The organism is Porphyromonadaceae bacterium W3.11, from assembly GCA_030434245.1.
GTDB lineage: Bacteria > Bacteroidota > Bacteroidia > Bacteroidales > Porphyromonadaceae > Porphyromonas_A.
On record JAUISX010000004.1, the window covers coordinates 98,579 to 117,422 of the forward strand.

General features: G+C 41.5%; 7 protein-coding genes. 2 read left to right on the top strand and 5 right to left on the bottom strand.

The features are described 5' to 3' along the window. Nucleotides 1-44: 44 nt before the first annotated feature. Genes purL through QYZ87_07090 form a run of 3 tightly spaced genes read right to left on the bottom strand, consistent with a single transcriptional unit; the run spans nucleotide 45 to nucleotide 6,504 of the window. Nucleotides 45-3,809 carry a phosphoribosylformylglycinamidine synthase gene (gene purL / locus QYZ87_07080; GenBank protein ID MDN4754290.1) on the bottom strand — a complete coding sequence of 1,255 codons (3,765 nt, stop codon included), beginning with the start codon at nucleotides 3,807-3,809 and terminating at the stop codon, nucleotides 45-47. 55 nt (nucleotides 3,810-3,864) lie between these two features. Continuing rightward, nucleotides 3,865-4,842 carry a hypothetical protein gene (locus QYZ87_07085; GenBank protein ID MDN4754291.1) on the bottom strand — a complete coding sequence of 326 codons (978 nt, stop codon included), beginning with the start codon at nucleotides 4,840-4,842 and terminating at the stop codon, nucleotides 3,865-3,867. Between the two features lie 36 nt (nucleotides 4,843-4,878). Continuing rightward, nucleotides 4,879-6,504, bottom strand: coding sequence for an ATP-binding cassette domain-containing protein (locus QYZ87_07090; GenBank protein MDN4754292.1), 1,626 nt, complete (start codon nucleotides 6,502-6,504; stop codon nucleotides 4,879-4,881). A 709-nt stretch (nucleotides 6,505-7,213) separates the two neighbouring features. Here QYZ87_07090 and QYZ87_07095 point away from each other — a divergent pair. Continuing rightward, nucleotides 7,214-12,007, top strand: coding sequence for a translocation/assembly module TamB domain-containing protein (locus QYZ87_07095; GenBank protein ID MDN4754293.1), 4,794 nt, complete (start codon nucleotides 7,214-7,216; stop codon nucleotides 12,005-12,007). Between the two features lies 1 nt (nucleotide 12,008). After that, entirely contained in the window at nucleotides 12,009-14,330 is a 2,322-nt protein-coding gene (locus tag QYZ87_07100) for a BamA/TamA family outer membrane protein (protein ID MDN4754294.1), read from the top strand. Between the two features lie 424 nt (nucleotides 14,331-14,754). Here QYZ87_07100 and QYZ87_07105 read toward each other — a convergent pair whose 3' ends face one another. Both QYZ87_07105 and QYZ87_07110 read right to left on the bottom strand, forming a co-directional pair. Continuing rightward, nucleotides 14,755-15,897 carry an IS256 family transposase gene (locus QYZ87_07105; GenBank protein MDN4754295.1) on the bottom strand — a complete coding sequence of 381 codons (1,143 nt, stop codon included), beginning with the start codon at nucleotides 15,895-15,897 and terminating at the stop codon, nucleotides 14,755-14,757. A gap of 280 nt (nucleotides 15,898-16,177) precedes the next feature. Beyond that, nucleotides 16,178-18,727, bottom strand: coding sequence for an adenosylcobalamin-dependent ribonucleoside-diphosphate reductase (locus QYZ87_07110; GenBank protein ID MDN4754296.1), 2,550 nt, complete (start codon nucleotides 18,725-18,727; stop codon nucleotides 16,178-16,180). Nucleotides 18,728-18,844: the final 117 nt, after the last annotated feature.

An 18,844-nucleotide genomic window follows, 5' to 3' on the forward strand; every position in this document is an offset into this window, starting at 1 on the left:
ACAATATTATCTATCTATCTTCGATCTCCAGAAGAGATCATCATTTATTTCTTTTGTTCCAGCCATCTATAGGCATTCACGAACATCTCAAACCATGGAGTCACCTGGTCTTTACCACGTAACTCTTCAGGGTAATAGCCACATTGCCAAGGGAAAATACTTCGCTCTGGGTGAGGCATCATCGCCAAATGGCGGCCATCAGCACTCGAAAGTGCTGCGATACGATCAGGCGAACCATTAGGATTCCCTGGATATTCATCATATGCATATCTTACAGCCACATTGTATTCATCAGCTGGGTAAGGTAGGTCAAAACGGCCTTCTCCATGTGCCACCCAACAGCCAAGTGTATCTCCGACTAATGTACTTAGGAAGACTGAGTTATTTTCTGGAATGGTAAGTGTCACAAAACTAGACTCAAACTTTCCAGAGGCATTGTGTAACATCTTATGCTTTAATTCATGCTCTGGATAGAGTAGCTCTAATTCAGCCATCAACTGGCATCCGTTACAAATACCCAACGAAAGGGTATCAGGACGAGCATAGAACTTCTCAAGGGCTTTGCGAGCCTTATCATTATACTTAAATCCTGCAGCCCAGCCTTTAGCTGATCCTAATACATCTGAGTGTGAGAAACCACCACAGAAGACGATCAGCTGCACCTCTTCTAATGATTCTCTACCAGTAATAAGGTCACTCATGTGAATGTCCTTAACATCGAAGCCAGCTAGGTACAACGCATAGGCCATTTCACGCTCCCCATTAGTCCCCTTATCACGAATAATAGCTGCTGTAAGTGGTGATGATTCATGATTTTTTCTATTCCTCTTAACCAGCTCCAAGACATCACCCGGTACTGTTTCTACACCTAGGCTCATCACCTTATCTCCTTTTTTCCATAGGATAGGCTGAGTAAGTCTATTATTTATACGGCTTTCGGCTGCGTTTACTTCTGTCTGGAATGGCTCCATGATATCCGAAGGAGCTGACCATGCCTTAAATAGCTTATCTAGGTTAAGCTCTTTGCCATTAAGCACACATCTCCGACCACTAACCACACTAGCTACCTTCGCTGTACGCACTTCACAATTATGAAGAACCGTGATCACCTTATCAAGATGGCTTGGCTTCACCTGAATAACAACGCCTGGATTTTCTGCAAAGAGTTGAGCAAATAGATCGCCCCCATCAGCTCGGATTTCTAGTCCACAGTCACTCTGTGGATATACCATCTCTAGGAGAGCCGTAATCAAACCTCCAGCTGAAATATCGTGAATAGCATCGATTAATCCTGCTTTTAGTAACTCTTGAACTGCATTAAAGGCTCTTAAGAAGTATTCTGGATCAGCCACATCTGGTGACACAGCCCCAACTTTATTGATTGTTTGATATAAAGCTGACCCTCCTAAAGCAGGTGCTACAGCAGAGAAATCGAGATGTAGAATAATATCGCCATCAGAATTAGGAGTCAAGATATTACCAACTAAATTATCAACATTTGCTATTTCCGCACTCGCTGATACGATCAAGGTACCTGGAGATAGCACTTTCGAACCATCCTGATACTTCTGAGTCATAGAGAGGGAGTCCTTTCCAGTAGGGATATTTACACCTAAGCCGATGGCAAAGTCACTACAAGCCTCAACGGCATTATACAGTCTAGCATCCTCCCCTGGATTCTTGCAAGGCCACATCCAGTTCGCTGAAAGAGAAACGGATCTTACACCTTTCTTAAGTGGTGTTCCAACAATATTGGTTAACGCCTCTGCAATCGCGATACGTGAGCCAGCAGCTGGATTAATCAGAGCTACTTGAGGAGCATGACCGATAGCACTCGCGATACCAGACCTCCCAGTATAATCCAAGGCCATCGCCCCGAAGTCACTTACAGGTAATTGATACACTCCCTGACACTGCTGACGAGCCACCTTACCACTAACGGAGCGATCCACTTTGTTGGTAAGCCAATCCTTAGAGCCCACAGCCTCCAATTTTTGCACATTACAGATATGCTCTTCGATATTTTCGATAGAAAAGAGAGATTGATCTGGTTCTGAGAAGGTCTGCTCTTTGGTCTCATCCACCATAATGGTCTTAGGAGCAGAGCCAAAGAGGTGATCCAGCTTCATGTCAAATGGCTTTGAACCATCTTTATCTACAAACTGAAGCTCCATATCACCGGTAGCCTCACCAACCTCATAAAATGGAGCCATCTCACGGTCTGCTACCGTCTTGATGTAATCAACATCTTTACGATTCACGAGCAAGCCCATTCGCTCTTGGCTCTCATTAGATATAATCTCCTTAGCAGATAGTGTAGGATCGCCTATCGGAAGCTTATCTAAGTGAATAATTCCACCCTTATCCTCGACCAATTCACTAAGACAATTGAGGTGACCACCAGCACCATGGTCGTGAATAGAGATGATAGGATTCTCATCAATCTCTGCCATAGCCCTAATCACATTGGCCACACGCTTTTGCATTTCAGGATTAGACCTCTGAATAGCATTTAGCTCCACAGCATCAGCATACTGACCTGTATTCACAGAAGAGACAGCTCCTCCACCCATACCGATTCGGTAATTATCACCCCCCATGACGATCATCTGATCACCGACTGAAGCTTCATCCTTTATAGCATTATCTACGGTAGTAAATCCTACTCCTCCAGCGAGCATAATAACCTTATCATACCCCCACATTTGCTGCTCTTCCTTATGCTCAAAGGTTAATAGAGAACCGTTAATCAGTGGCTGACCAAATTTATTTCCAAAATCACTAGCACCATTACTTGCCTTAGTCAATAGCTCTTGAGGCGTCTGGTACAGCCATGGACGAGCAGAGATAGACTTCTCCCATGAATGACCCGCCAATCTACTATATGGAGTCATATATACAGCGGTACCCGCCAATGGCAAGCTAGCACGTCCCCCAGCAAGGCGATCTCGTATTTCACCACCAGTTCCTGTAGCAGCTCCATTAAATGGCTCTACGGTGGTGGGGAAATTATGTGTCTCAGCCTTTAGAGAAAGAGCGGTGTCCACCTCATGAACGCGGAATAAAGAAGGTTCTTCCGCTTTCTTGGGTGCAAATATCTCTACTTTTGGACCTTTATTAAAAGCAACATTATCTTTGTAAGCACTCAACAAATCATTAGGGTGAGCGGCTGAAGTATCTTTTATCATTCGGAAAAGTGATCGCTCCTTCTCTTTACCATCAATAACGAATGTACCACCAAAAATTTTATGGCGACAGTGCTCAGAATTGACTTGTGAAAAGCCAAACAACTCTCCGTCGGTTAATGGTCTCCCCATTTCCTTAGCTACATTCTCGAGATACTCTATCTCCTCTTCACTTAGAGCCAAGCCCTCCTCATCGTTATAAGAACGAATATCCTTCACCTCCAAAACCTCGGCTTTTCCCCCTTCGAGCTCGAAGACTTGGTCGTTAAGTCCTTCATACATACGTAGCAACATACGATCATACGGAGTATCAGCATCAGCACCGACAAACATCTCAATACGAGACACCCCCAGCCTCTCGCCGAGTCCCATGTTCTGAGTAATCTCGGTTGCTGTAGTACTCCATGGGGTAATCATCTCAGCTCGTGGCCCCACATAATGACCAGTTAATTGCTCATTATTTACCAATTGACCTCCGCCAAAGAGCCATCTTAACGCCTCTAAATCATCTGACTGCATCGCCCCAGTGTGTTGTACTGCATAGACTAGCTCACGGCCATCACTCTCTTTTACTTGAAAAAAAGATATCTTCATATTATTAGTCATTTCTTTATCTTGGTAAATCGTATTATGTATCTTACAAATTTAATAAATATCTATCTCTATATCTATCCCCACCCTAAAAAATGGTTCCTTTCACATTTAACCCCACTGTTTCGACCAAACCCAGCATCAAGTTCATGATATGAATCGCATTGCCAGCAGCACCCTTGAGCAAATTATCACATGTGCTAACTATGAGCAACCTATTTCCATGCTTTGATAAGTGAATATGGATCTCATTCGTATTCACCGTATCCCTAACATCAGGGTAGTAGTCCACGAGCTTCACAAAAGAGTGATCTTCAAAGTACTCTCGATAGATCTCCTTAATCGTTTCGAGATCAACAGTGGTATCAAGATATGTAGTGGTATAAAGTCCTCTCGTATAATTTCCACGCATCGGAATTAAGATGATATCTTCCTCAAAGCTAGCCTGAATACCCTGCAATGTACGCTTTACCTCAGCTACATGATGATGCTCCAGAGGGCGATGCACATGGAAATTATCAAAAAGCATATCGTATGAAATACCCTTTTCAGGAGTAGGTCTCGCAAAAGCCTCGGTCTTACCTGATACTGAATATACATGAAGAGGGGAATTCAAAAGCAGATGCTTTGCGAGAGGTATCAATGGCACCTGTATCGCAGTAGCGAAAGAACCTGGCACAGAAGCTTTGTTGGCAAAATTTAATTGCCGCCTATTGGCTTCACAACATCCGTATATGAATCCATTTTCATTAAAATCCGTGTGTCTATACTCTTGAGAAAAGTCAATAATCTTGAGGTGGTCTGGCACCAGATGTGTCTCTAAGAACTCACGTGAGGCAGCCGACTGTAGGCACAAGAAGAGCACATCTAGCTCATCCAGCATTGGCTCGTCTGTAAAAGTCAATGAGCGAATATTATTCAAGTCATGATAAAGATCTGAGATATGAGTTCCCTTTCGGTTGGGAGCATATATCATCTCCAAATGGACATCAGGGTGATTGATAATCAGATTATACAACTCCCCTACAGCGTAACCCTCACTTCCTACAATACCTACTTTATACATAATACAGACAGAATAATCTTAATACACCCTTTTCAGTTACGAATATATCTTCAGACGTTGCTCAGCTACGATTGGATCGGTAATGTATTCATCATAGGTCATCATCTTATCAATAGCACCATTAGGCCCCACCTCTATAATTCGATTAGCAACCGTATTAATAAATTCATGGTCATGGCTACTAAATAAGACTATACCCGGATAATTTACAAGCGTGTTATTAAAGGACTGAATACTTTCAAGATCCAAGTGATTGGTAGGTGAATCTAAGATCAGCACATTGGCATCCTTAAGCATCATGCGAGCAATCATACATCTCATTTTCTCTCCTCCACTCAATACCCTAGCAGACTTCTTTATCTCATCACCGCTGAAGAGCATTCGTCCAAGATAACCCTTCAGATAAACCTCATTAGTGTCCTTCGCGAACTGTGAGATCCAGTCCAAGAGATTCATATCAGTATCGAAATATGCACCATTATCAACTGGCAAATAGGCTGTGGTAACGGTTTGCCCCCACTCAAAAGATCCTGCCGCAGGCTTCTCTTCACCATTAATTATCTGGAAAAAAGCTGTCATAGCTCTAGGGTCACGGGATAGGAAGACGATCTTATCTTTCTTCTCCACATTAAAGCTCAAGTCCTTAAAGAGCAATGTACGCTCTCCATCACCACCGGCATAAGCTGTAAGCCCATTGACCTCTAATATCTTATTTCCGACCTCGCGATCTGGTTGAAATAAAATCCCTGGATAGCGACGAGTAGAAGGCTTAATCTCATCAATATTGAGCTTCTCCAGCATCTTCTTCCTACTAGTAGTCTGCTTACTCTTAGCGACATTTGCACTAAAGCGACGTATAAATTCTTCCAGCTCCTTTTTCTTTTCCTCAGCCTTTTTATTCTGTTGCTGTTGCTGCTTAAGTGCCAGCTGGCTACTTTGGTACCAGAAGCTATAATTACCACTGAACTGCTGCACCTTACCATAATCGATATCTACCGTATGGGTACACACCGAATCAAGGAAGTGACGGTCGTGACTCACTACCAGCACGGTATTCTCAAACTCAGATAGATAATTCTCCAGCCAATTCACCGTCTCAAGGTCCAAGTCATTCGTGGGCTCATCAAGCAATAAGTTATCAGGCTTTCCAAAAAGAGCTCTTGCGAGTAGCACCCGCACCTTTTGCTTACCACTAAGATCGGACATCAATTGATAATGTTGATCCTCCTTCACGCCAAGTCCACTCAGCAATTGTGCCGCATCACTCTCAGCATTCCACCCCTCTAACTCTGCAAACTTCTCCTCCAGCTCAGCAGCTTTAATTCCGTCCTCATCGCTAAAGTCTTCTTTAGCATAGAGTGCATCTTTCTCCTGCATAATAGCCCAGAGAACAGAGTGCCCTGTAAGGACAGTATCCATCACGGTCTTATCATCAAAAGCGAAGTGATCCTGACTCAGTACCGAGAGGCGTTCACCTGGGCCCATCTGGATATTACCCTGAGAGGGCTCCAGCTCACCACTTATCATTCGTAACATGGTGGACTTACCAGCTCCATTAGCGCCAATAATTCCATAACAATTGCCTGGAAGAAATTGCAAATTAACATCCTGGAAGAGGACTCTACCAGAAAATTGTATCCCTAGATCGTTTAATTGAATCATTCTGAAAAATATATCTTTAAGTATTCTACTTGCAAAGATAATCTTTTCAACAAACTCCCCCAAGCCAATACACCATTAAATATATGAGTTAGACGTAAGAAGACGCAATCTAATAGACAATCATATAAGACCGCTTTTCCCGAAACTTGCTAATCAGGTTCTATCAGGCATTATTGGACCTACGAGAAGTAACGAAATGAAAGTGTGATTTATTCTCCACACAGCAAAAGATCCCATTAATACGGATAGAAACTTTCCTATAGGAAGCATATCTCCGTCATATAGGAGAGATGATTTTTTCCTATAGGAAACATTTCTCTTTCATATAACTAAAATCACACCTGCATTTACATTAAAAAAATCACACTATCCTTACATTTCATCACATCGTATTTATCGCTATATAACAGCGGATTACCTCATCATTCTTACACTTATAGGGTAGCACTTAACAGAAAGAAAGCAAAACGCTTACGAATCGCAAATTAAAACACCTCATGACACACTATGGATATTCTATTAATATCATCAAAACACCCGATGAGTATCCTTAAAATGGTCTATTCATCATCATTCAAAGAGCGACCTATTTATAAAGATTCTAACACATTAGCTTCGAAGAAGGACATCCTGTAAATTCCATTGAATGAATGATTATGATTATATTTGCGGGAAAGTGTGGAATCTTCAGAAATAGTTGATAGAGTATATGGAGCAGAAAGACCTTCCTGTGCAAAACAATCAGGAGTCTGATCAGAACGAAGAAATTCAAAAGAAACAACGTCGTCCGTGGTGGAAGAGACTAATCTTGTGGTTCTTCGGCATTATTGGCGCATTGATGGCCTTACTTATTATCCTAACTGGGTTATTGTATGTGCCTTCGATACAGGATTGGATCACCCAAAAAAGTATTTCAACCATAGAAAAGGCTACTGGTTATGATATAGAAATTGGCAGAATAAGGATTGGCTTTCCGCTAAAATTAAAGGTTGATGACGTAAAAGCTGTGGATCGTGAGACAGGTATGCTTGTCGGTGACATTGAGAAGCTAACTGCAGAGGTCAGCATCATCCCTCTTCTCAAAGGTGGACAGATCCCTATCTCTGGCATTCAGCTAAATCATGCCATTGTAGATTACACCCTTCCCAGTGACTCTATAACTATTTATGCGAAGATAGGACAGTTCCGACTGAGCAACTTCGACCTTGACACGAAAAGCATGGAGATGGTAGCTAGGAAGCTAAAACTCCATGATGCCTCTATTGATCTACATATATTAGTAGATACTGTCCCAAGTGAAAAACCTAAAGAGCCATCAAACTTACTCATCTTACTCGATCGAGCGGATCTTTCCAATATATCTGGAGATGTATTGATCCTGCCTGACTCCACACAGCTCTCAGTTCAAATCAATGAGGGAAAAATAACAGATGGAGAAGTTAACATGAGGGAGGAATATTATCAAGCCAAAAGGGTTAACCTTAAAGCGTTCGTGGGTTACCTTGGAAGCGATATTGAGTCTATCCCCTTTCCATGGATAGCTGAATTAAAAGCGAAGAATATCCGATATGGAGGGGTTCATAATATAGATGCTAACATCAGCGAGATCTATTATGAGACTGGTGACGGATGGGCTATCAAAGATGGGGCCATGAATTTTCATAAAGACAGCACCAACCTATTCATCAATGACCTATCCCTCAAACTTCCAGAAAGCGACATTACCGGATATGCTCATTTGCCATTCAAAGAGTGGCTTCCAGATAGTATTGGGGCAGCTGACCTTAAGCTATCGGGCAGGCTTAATCCGTCGGACCTCAAACGCTTCATCGGAAATAATGAAGGCCTTCCAGATGACATCTTTGATATAGATCTAACGGCTCAGGGATACATAGAAAAGAAAATAGACGCAGACATAACAATAAACAAAAAGCAGTTAATCGACCTCGACATTAAGGCTAATGCGGAAAGCATCCTCTCTGAACATGATAGAAAACTAACTGCAAAATATAGTATCTCAACTGGTGAGGACCTAATGAAGACGATCACCCACTTCATGAATAAGGGCAAGGAAGGTGGCACGCCCCCTTCGTGGCGTATTCCTGAGGGTGTCAGCATTGAAGGAGATGCACTTTATTCACCTCGGGCAATCTCTGCAAACCTCACGTTGAAAAACATTAAAGGGGAAACCAACCTGGATGCTAAGGTAAAATACAATCCTAATGCTGAAAAGTATTTTGCAGATCTATTAATTCAAGAATTGCCCTTAAACGAGATCCTTCCCAACGATTCCATTGGTGTCACATCTGGCTTAATTGTTATGGATGGTATGGGCACCGACATATACAGTCCTAAGACGAACTTCGTAATCAATGCTGTAATTGACTCAATATCGTACAAGAGCCAAACGTTAAGAAGGATTACGCTCCTATCCGAGCTGAATAATAATCAATTCTTCGCAGCGATTGATAGCCCTAATGATGCTATTAAGATGACGGCTCAGGCTGATGCTACAATCAAAAAAGAAGATCTCGTAGGTAGTATCAATATATTCGTAGATACCATTATCCCTTCGCAGCTGGGCCTAAACATGTCAATGATAGAGTCGGCTCGATTAGAGCTTAGGAGCAACCTACGAAGTGACCTCAAGGAGAATCATCAGTTTACGGGGGAAATCGAGAACTTCTTCATCACAACTGATAAGAATAAAATCCATCCGACGAACACGTATATCAAGGCAAATACTAGTGACATAGCGATGAACGCTGAGGTCACATCGGGAGACTTGTCCCTGAAATTTGAGGCAAAAAATGGATTGAATGATTTCTCCTCTAGGGTAAAGCAGGTAGTTGCTGAAGTTCAGACATCTTTAGCGGATTCGCTTGGACAAATCAATATGGCTCCGTGGATTATGCATTATCCAGATATGACCATCAACTTTAAGATGGGACGCAATAACTTATTGCGTGCTTACATGGATGAGTATCGGATTGGGGCTCAATCAGCATCACTTAACCTAGCGACATCCACAGACAAGGGTCTTACTGGCCTTGGTGTCATCTCGTACCTCCAAGTGGATACATTTAGGATTGATAACATCGACCTTGTACTTCGCCAGGATTCATTGTTCTTCAACGCTGTCTCTACGGTACACAAAGAGCGATTCCGCAATCAATTACCATTTGACATCCTATTCTCACTAACCTCGAATGTCCTACGAAGCGAAGCCTACCTCAACTGGTTAGACTCGAAGAATGAACAATTTGTTAATCTGGGGTTAGAGCTATGGAATAAGTCCAATGGTGACCTCACATTTAAATTTACACCAGACCCAATCATTCTGGCATACAACACATTCAATATAACAGATGAAGACTACGTCACCTTACCTAATGGCAAAACGAGCAAACTCGATGCTGATATAGAACTTACTTCACCTGAGGGAGCTACCGTATCGTTTAAAAGTGTGCCAAGTGATAAGGGGACCCTTTCTAGAGCAGTCATCAAGGATCTAAAGCTATCACAGCTGGATGGTATTGAATTTGTTCCTAACCTAAAGGGACTACTTAATGTGGAAATGGACTGGCTACAACTCCCTGAAAAAGGTAGTAATATTAATGGTCACATCCTTATTGATAAGTTTGAGTTCGAGAAGAAGGCAATGGGCACATTAGAGGTCTTTGCTGATGCTAACATGACCGATAATGATCTCACCTTAGAATCACAGATAGACCTAAACCAGAAAGAGGTGATAGACGCAAACTTCTTTAATCCAAAGAAAATTAAAGATGGCCAAAAATTTGCCATCAGCATCAAAGAGTTACCTCTGGATAAAGCAAATCCTTTCCTTCCAGGAAAATATGCAGAACTATCAGGTCAGCTGAATGGCCAAGTAAGCAACTACGACACCCGCTTACCGATCAAAGAAGCTAAGAAACTCTCTTATGCTGGGGAAATAAGAATGCGAGATGCTAAGCTTTACACAGCTATAGCTAATGAAACGTACGAGATGGACAGCCAGACAATACCTATCAGAGAAGGGATGCTAAGGCTTGACGACTATGCCCTAACGGCAAATGATCGTAAGATGCTACTGAAAGGGACCTTTGATCTGGAGAATAACAATGAGATCAATCTCCGTGTCACTGGGGATGACATCCTCTTATTAAACTCTAAGCAGACCAAAAACACGATGATCTTCGGTGTCGTGAACGCGGATGCTGACTTAAAGCTTACGGGACCTATTAAAGCCATTAATATAAGGGGTGACGTGAGTTTGTTGGGGAATACAAATGTGACCTACCAGTCACAAAAGAGTGAACTACAAAATAGAAATAATTATAAGGACCTTGTGAACTTTACTTACTTCAGCGATACACTTTTTGTTGCTAAGAAAAGTAATGTGGACAGCCTCACTTTAGGCGGCATGGATATCCGACTAGGCCTCCATATAGACCCTGCAACTAAGATTAATGCCATCCTCACAGATGATGAGGCGAACAGTCTGTCCGTACAGGGAGGGGGTGACTTCAACCTAGTCATACCACCATATGGGGAAATGAACCTTAATGGGACTTACGATATTCAGGAGGGGGATATCTTCTTTAGTCAACCTCCTATCTCTAGGAAATTCATCATCAGACAAGGAAGTCGCGTAGTATGGAGCGGTGACATTATGGAGCCTCAGCTTAACTTCAAGGCTACGGCTCGTATCAAAACGAATGTGACCCCTCCTGGTGAACCATCAAGACAGGTAGATTTCGATGTTAATATCATTGCTGAGGACCGATTAGACAAACTTAATCTTCGTTTCGAAACCGAAGCTGTACAAGACCTCACAATGAAGAACATTCTGAGTAGCATGAGTCCTGAAGAGCAGAATAGGCAGTCCATGTTACTTCTAACCACAGGACGATTCCTTACGATGAACAGTAATGCATCATCCAACAGGGGTTTTGATGTAAACTCAGCTATTTCATCCGTGCTCGCATCTCAGATTAATTCACTTGCTGGCGAAGCACTTGATGCTGAAATTAATCTAGGAGTCTCAGATGGTACCAATGCTTACGGGCAGGGAACTAATTATTCATATAGCTTCACCAAAAGCTTTTACAATAACCGAATCAGCATGACCATAGGGGGAAAGATGGTGACGGGTGAGGCTGCTAGTGGTATACAACAGAGCTTTATAGATAAGTTCTCATTGGATTATAGATTAGACAAGGCTGGAAATCAATACCTAAGACTTTTCCATAATAAGAATTATGAAAACCTTCTGGATGGTGAGGTAACTGAAACAGGAGGAGGTTATGTGATTCGGAGACGTCTTCACAAGTTAACAGACTTATTTAAGTTCAAAAAGGAGAAAAAAGAAGGCTTCGAGCCTATCGAAGAGACTCCAGCGGATACAATCCCAGCGGTAGAGCCTTCCAAGGAAACGCCAGCTCTTCCTAAGGAGGACAAATCAATAAGTAAGGAACCCCTTAACTCAGACGAGGAATAATATGAAGGATAAAGCATACAAATACTCACTACTCGTACTACTTTTACTGACCATCACTAGTAGCTGTTCTGTAAAGCCATACATACCAGAAGGGGAACAGTTCTACGCTGGAGTAAAAGAAATAAAATATGAGGATAAAGATGGAAGCAAGCATGGTAGGATGGCATCCCAAGATATGGAAAGCATCCTTAAGTACAAACCCAACAATAGCATTTTTGGGAGTGCTTCGACAAGGCTACCGATCAACTTCTCCTTTTATATAAATAAGCATTTCGAAAACTCTAATAATTTCTTTGGGCGATGGTTATATAAGAAATTTGGAGATGATCCTATACTTATATCTCAGGTGAACCCCGACTTAAGAGCAATCGTAGCAAAACAGGTTTTAGATGAATATGGATATTTTCGCTCTTCCGTAGTCGCTGAAGTTAATGCATCTGGAGACTCTATTATCGCCAAACCATCGTACTATATTGTTATGAATGAGCCTTATCTAATGGATAGTATTTCATACCATCTTGATAAGCTACCTCAAGAAACCCAAGCGGAGCTGAGTGACACCGATGAACGACTTCTACATAAGGATGAACCCTTTGGGGTCAGACCATTAGAGGAGGAAAGAAATAGGATAAGTGATGTCTTAAGAGGAAAGGGGTACTACTTCTTCAAACCCACAAATATAGTATATGATGCTGATACAGTCATAAAGCCAAAGATGGTACAGCTGAGAGTGAGATTTAATGAAAAGACACCAGCCGAAGCTTATAAACCATGGAAAATTGGAAACATAACATATAATGTCTATGACGCTTACAGAAGTGAATTAACAGACAGCATTTATCACAAAGGGGTACTATATAAATTCAATAAAAAATCACCTGTAAGACTGAAAGTACTGCATAATCGGGTAAGAATTCACTCTGACTCACTCTATAATCAGAAATACCAGAATCAGACCATTCGATCTATGGCTGAGCTAAACACCTTTGCCTATACTGATGTAAGTTACAAAATCGCATCTGAGAGCGATAGCACTCAAAATAGACTAAATGTTATTATCAACTCTCAGGTGGACAGGCCTTACTTTACAGAACTTGAAGGACTCTTCAGATGGAAAAGTAGTCAGCAAGTAGGTCCTGGTGTAGTGTTCTCTGTGAATAAAAAGAATGTATTCAGAGGGGGTGAGTTATTTAACATCCGCTTGAATGGAAACTACGAATGGCAAACAAATAGTAGTCGAAGTGATAAGAGCTGGAATATCAATAGCTACGAAATAGGCCTCAATACTTCCCTAACCTTTCCCCGAATTCTAATTCCAGGGATCGCGAATAAACCTATTAACTATCCGGCTACCACAAAAATATCACTCTATAGTGCACTACTCAATAGAGGAAAGTTTTACAGACAGGCAAAGTTTGGGTCTGACCTAACTTACAGATTTGAGCCAAATAGTTATGTTTTACACAGTATTACACCGATAAGTGTTAGCTATAATCACCTGCTACACCAAACAGATCGCTTCAAAGAAGCAATTGACAAGAATCCGTTATTAGGGTTATCTTTTCAGAACCAGTTTATTCCTCAAATGAACTATCTCTACAGGTTTGAAAATCAAGAATTTATGAGCAAGCATGGATTCAGTATCGAAACCTACGTAGCAGAAGCTGGAGGTCTCTTATCCCTATTTTATAAAGGTAAGACCCGAGAAGATGGCTCACCGCATAAGTTCCTAGGAGCTCCTTTTGCTCAATTCATTAAGGGGAGTGTGGAACTACGCTATAATTACTTGATTAGTAACAAACTTAAGATCGCAACTAGGGCTTTCGCAGGAGCCATTTGGAGCTACGGAAATATGTTGATCGCACCCTATACGGAGCAATTCTATGTAGGAGGTGCCAATAGTATCAGGGGATATAATGTGAGAGGGGTCGGTCCTGGGTCATTTGTTCCAAACACAGATAATCCACTAAGCTTTATTGACCAGACGGGAGATGTACGATTTGAAAGCAATATAGAATTGCGTTATAAAGTGATTGGAGATCTGGAGTTAGCCACTTTTATAGATGCTGGTAACATATGGTTAATAAGAAGTGATGCTTCACGTCCTAATGCTTTATTAAATGGCAAGTATTTTCTGAAGGAGATTGCCTTAGGTACAGGGCTAGGACTTAGATACAATGTACTAGATTATCTATTACTGAGATTTGATGTCGGGTTAGCCCTTCATAATCCAACACGAGAGAAAGGAAAATACTTTAATACCTTTGGTAAAGACAGAGGCTTTCCTGTCGCCTTCCACTTTGCCATCGGTTATCCGTTCTAACCTTCATAAAAAGTTTTATAGACTTATAAGATATAGGGCCTATAGTGCTAAAGCATTATAGGCCCCTATTTATATCCCATCTCGGATTCCATACAAGCACCATCCAGTCGAAACTCGGTTAAGGAAATAAAAAAAAACTACGCACGAGGTAGTGTCCCCAAAAGTGTATAAGTCAGAATGCGATTAGCCATAGCAAACCTAGCTATTTTTTCGCGTTGTATGGTAGTGTCCCCAAAAGTGTGTACGGCAGAATGCGTCTCTGAAAAGCAAACCTACATATTTTTTCGCTTTGTTTTCCATAAACATTAAAGATAGACCAATAAAGAATTAAGGCAAGGCTGTCGTAGCACCGCGGAGACACCGCCTTGCCGTATTCTTTTAGGTTGATATCTTTGTGTTGGAAAATAAAGCACATTGTTGTTATTTACTTTTCATTGTTCTTCCTAAGTCCAAGAGTTAGATCTCCTATTCTTTTCTTCAGATAGTTTGCATTGATTGCAATACTACCTATCAAGTGTAGAGCGGATTCTACGCTAGGTAATGCACATTTATATCGAGCCCCTTTCTTTACCTGTCTATTGAAGCGTTCTATCCAGTTAGTACTATGAATGTACTTGCGAACACTGACGTCGTATTTTAGGTATGTGAAGTAATACTCTATCCTCTGACCGTTAGCTATTTTTGTGAGAAAAGGATAGCTCTTACGCCATCTGAACGCAAAGTTTTTAAAGCTCTCTAGGCCATCTAAAGGTGAGCTTCTTGAGCCGTCTTTACTAAAGACCTCCTGTAGATCACTTGCGATGGCTGACTTATCTCGAGGGCGTATCTTTCGAGTTATTTCTCGCTGTAGATGCACCGTGCAGAGCTGGACTTCCACTTCTGTAAAGTGCTCACGTGCAACCTCTTCAATGTTATTCAACCCGTCTGAAATGATTAGTCCTACCTCTTCGAGTCCTCGGCTTTTTAGATCCTCAAAAAACTCGCCCCAGATGCCGCTTCCCTCTGTTGGATTATTATAGACACCCACGATGTCTCGACGTCCTTCGCTATCTAAACTCATCACTACAAAAAATGCCTCCTTGCTCACACTTTCTCCTCTCCGTACAGGAAGATATGTAGCATCGATAACAAGTGCCTCTAAAGTCCTCGGTAGACGTCTTTGACGCCACTCTTCTACTGCTTCTTGGGTCGATAAGGAGAGACGATTGATTTGACTCGTACTATAACGTTTACCATACAAACGCTCGAATACTCCAGAGATATCCTCCATCGTATCACCGCAGCTATATAGATAACCTGCTAGTTCTCCCATCTCTTTCTCTTGATCTTTGAGAACGCCTAAAATCAAGGGCATGAAGCCCTGCTGTCGAGTTCGGGGTACTCGTAATTCTAGCATATTACCACTCGCAAAGATGCGACGGGAGCGGTATCCATTGCTCACATCGCCACTATCTTCTTTATACAGTTCCCTCTCCCCTTGCATCGCTATTTCGATGATTAACTCCATTAAACGGCCAACTCCATTTGGCTCTGTCATCAAGTTTGATAGAATTTCATTAAATTGCATTTGTGTAAGTCTCATCTTCTTGTTTATCTTTTGTTTTTAACTTTTCAAAGATAACATTCTTGGGACTTACACACTTTTTGGGGACAGTATCCTGTTTTTATAGATAACCGACTAGAGGCTTACTCACTTTTTCAGAACAGAAACGATGCTCATCAAAACTCAAGGGAAGCCAATGACAGAGCGGTGAAAACAAAGAGAAAGGCGAGAGGCAGTAATTACTGCCTCTCGCCCATTTGACATTCTAAAAAGTCACCAGTCTTATAACCAGAAGTCATTCGACTTAGCCACACTTGGAATTACCACAGCTCTGACAGATCAAACATCCCTCCTGATAAACGAGATCCTCTGATCCACAATTTGGGCACTTCTGACCAATTGCTTTTTGGCCAGAGCTGACATATTTTCTTAGAGCACGCTCCACTCCATTTTTCCAGGTGTTGATAGACGCATCATTAAGCTCCATTCCCTGTACTAGATTAATCACTTGATCTATTGGCATGCCGTATCGTAAGACACCACTGATTAGTTTGGCATAATTCCAAAACTCTGGGTTAAATTTAGTATCTAGTCCTTCAACAGTCATCTTTAGACCACGTTTATTAGAGAACTGGAAGTCATAATGCTTAGTGCCATCTTGCTCATAAGTTTTAATGATCAAACCCTTATTGACGCGTTTAGGAATACTCAAGCCCTCATCCTCATCATCAATACCAGTAAAGATCTCATAAGGTCGTCCTTCAAGTAAACCAATGAATGCGATCCATTTCTCTTTATTATTCTGGAAACGGACAATATCCGCCTCGAGCTCTAATGGACGTTTTAAAGGGTCTGAATTATCCTTCTTGGCCTCATCTTCTTTCTTCTTTTCATCCTCCTTCTTCTTATCATTCGCAGAGACGAGGACTCCAGTACGTGACCCATCACGATAAACGGTACACCCCTTACAGCCAGCACGCCATGCTGTAACATATAGTTCATTTACCAAAGCCTCATCTACATCATTAGGAAGATTAATCGTCACACTTATCGAGTGATCTACCCACTTCTGCATTTCGCCCTGCATCTTTACCTTTGCAACCCAATCTACATCATTAGAGGTTGCCTTATAATATGGAGACTTAGCCACAAGCTCGTCCAGTTCTTCAGAGCTATAATTAGCATCTATATCATAACCCTCCACAGTCATCCAAGTCTTAAAATGGTGGTGGTATACGATAAACTCCTCCCATGCATCACCCATCTCATCAAAGAATGTCGCCTTTGAATTTTGTGCTTCATTACTATTAATTTTACGACGACGCTTATAGACTGGCATAAACACTGGTTCTATACCCGATGTCGTCTGAGTCATGATACTTGTAGAGCCAGTAGGTGCAATGGTAAGACATGCTATATTTCGTCGGCCGTATGCTTGCATATTCTTATATAGTTCAGGGTCAGCTTCCTTAATTCGTAAAATAAATGGATTCTTCTCCTCACGCTTTGAGTCATATAGCTCAAAAGCACCACGTTCCTTAGCCATTTGGACTGAACTACGATATGCAGATAGGGCAAGGGTCTTCTGCACTTCTACAGCATGTGCTGTTGCTTCTTCGGTACCATATCGATAACCTAATGCCGCCAACATATCACCTTCAGCAGTAATCCCAACTCCTGTACGTCGTCCTTGAAGAGTCTTAGAACGGATTTTCTTCCACAGTTCTAACTCTGTTCGCTTAATATCATCACTCTCAGGATCTTTTTCGATCTTAGCTATAATACCATCAATTTTTTCTTTCTCAAGATCAATGATATCATCCATTATCCTCTGGGCATACCCAACGTGCTTACGGAAAAGATCAAAATTAAATCTCGCATCCTTAGTAAAAGGCTTTTCAACATAGCCATATAAGTTAATGGCTAATAATCTACAACTGTCATAAGGACATAAGGGAATCTCGCCACATGGATTAGTGGATACAGTACGGAAGCCCAAATCTGCATAACAATCTGGAATAGACTCCTTCGTAATCGTATCCCAGAATAAAACACCAGGCTCTGCACTTTTCCATGCATTATGAATAATTTTCTCCCATAGTCTTCTAGCCTTAATAGTCTTTTTTACCTTCGGATTATCAACCTCTACTGGATATTGCAGGGTATAATCCTTGTCTTCTACAACAGCGTTCATAAACTCATCTGTGATACGCACAGAGATATTAGCTCCTGTGACCTTTCCTTCCTCGAGCTTAGCATCGATGAAAGACTCACTATCGGGGTGCTGAATAGAAACAGAAAGCATCAATGCTCCACGACGTCCATCCTGAGCTACTTCACGAGTTGAATTAGAATATCTACTCATGAATGAAGCAAGACCTGTAGAAGTTAATGCGGAGTTTTTGACTGGAGATCCAGCAGGGCGTATATGTGAAAGGTCGTGACCTACACCACCTCTACGCTTCATCAATTGCACTTGCTCCTCGTCAACTTTAAAGATACCACCATAGCTATCACTAGGTCCATCCATTCCTATAACAAAACAATTAGACAACGAGGCCACTTGGTACTCATTTCCTATTCCTGTCATTGGACTTCCCTGTGGTACGATATAGCGAAAATGATCCATCAAATCATAGATTTCTTTTTCGCTCATGGGGTTAGGATATTTCTCTTCGATCCTAGCAATTTCTTTTGCTATCCTATGGTGCATATCCTCAGGAGTACGCTCAAGGATGTTGCCTTTATTGTCTTTGAGTGCATACTTTGAGCTCCAAACCTTAGCGGCAAGCTCATCTCCCTTGAAGTAATCTAGTGTAGCTTTATACACTTCTTCAAAGCTATAGTTTTCCATTTTTGTTAAAAATATAAATTGTGATATTTTCTACAGTTTCATAACACAAATATATATTTAATTATTGAGAGTTGTCCATGATTAGAAACAAATCAAAATGAAAAATCTACAAACTCT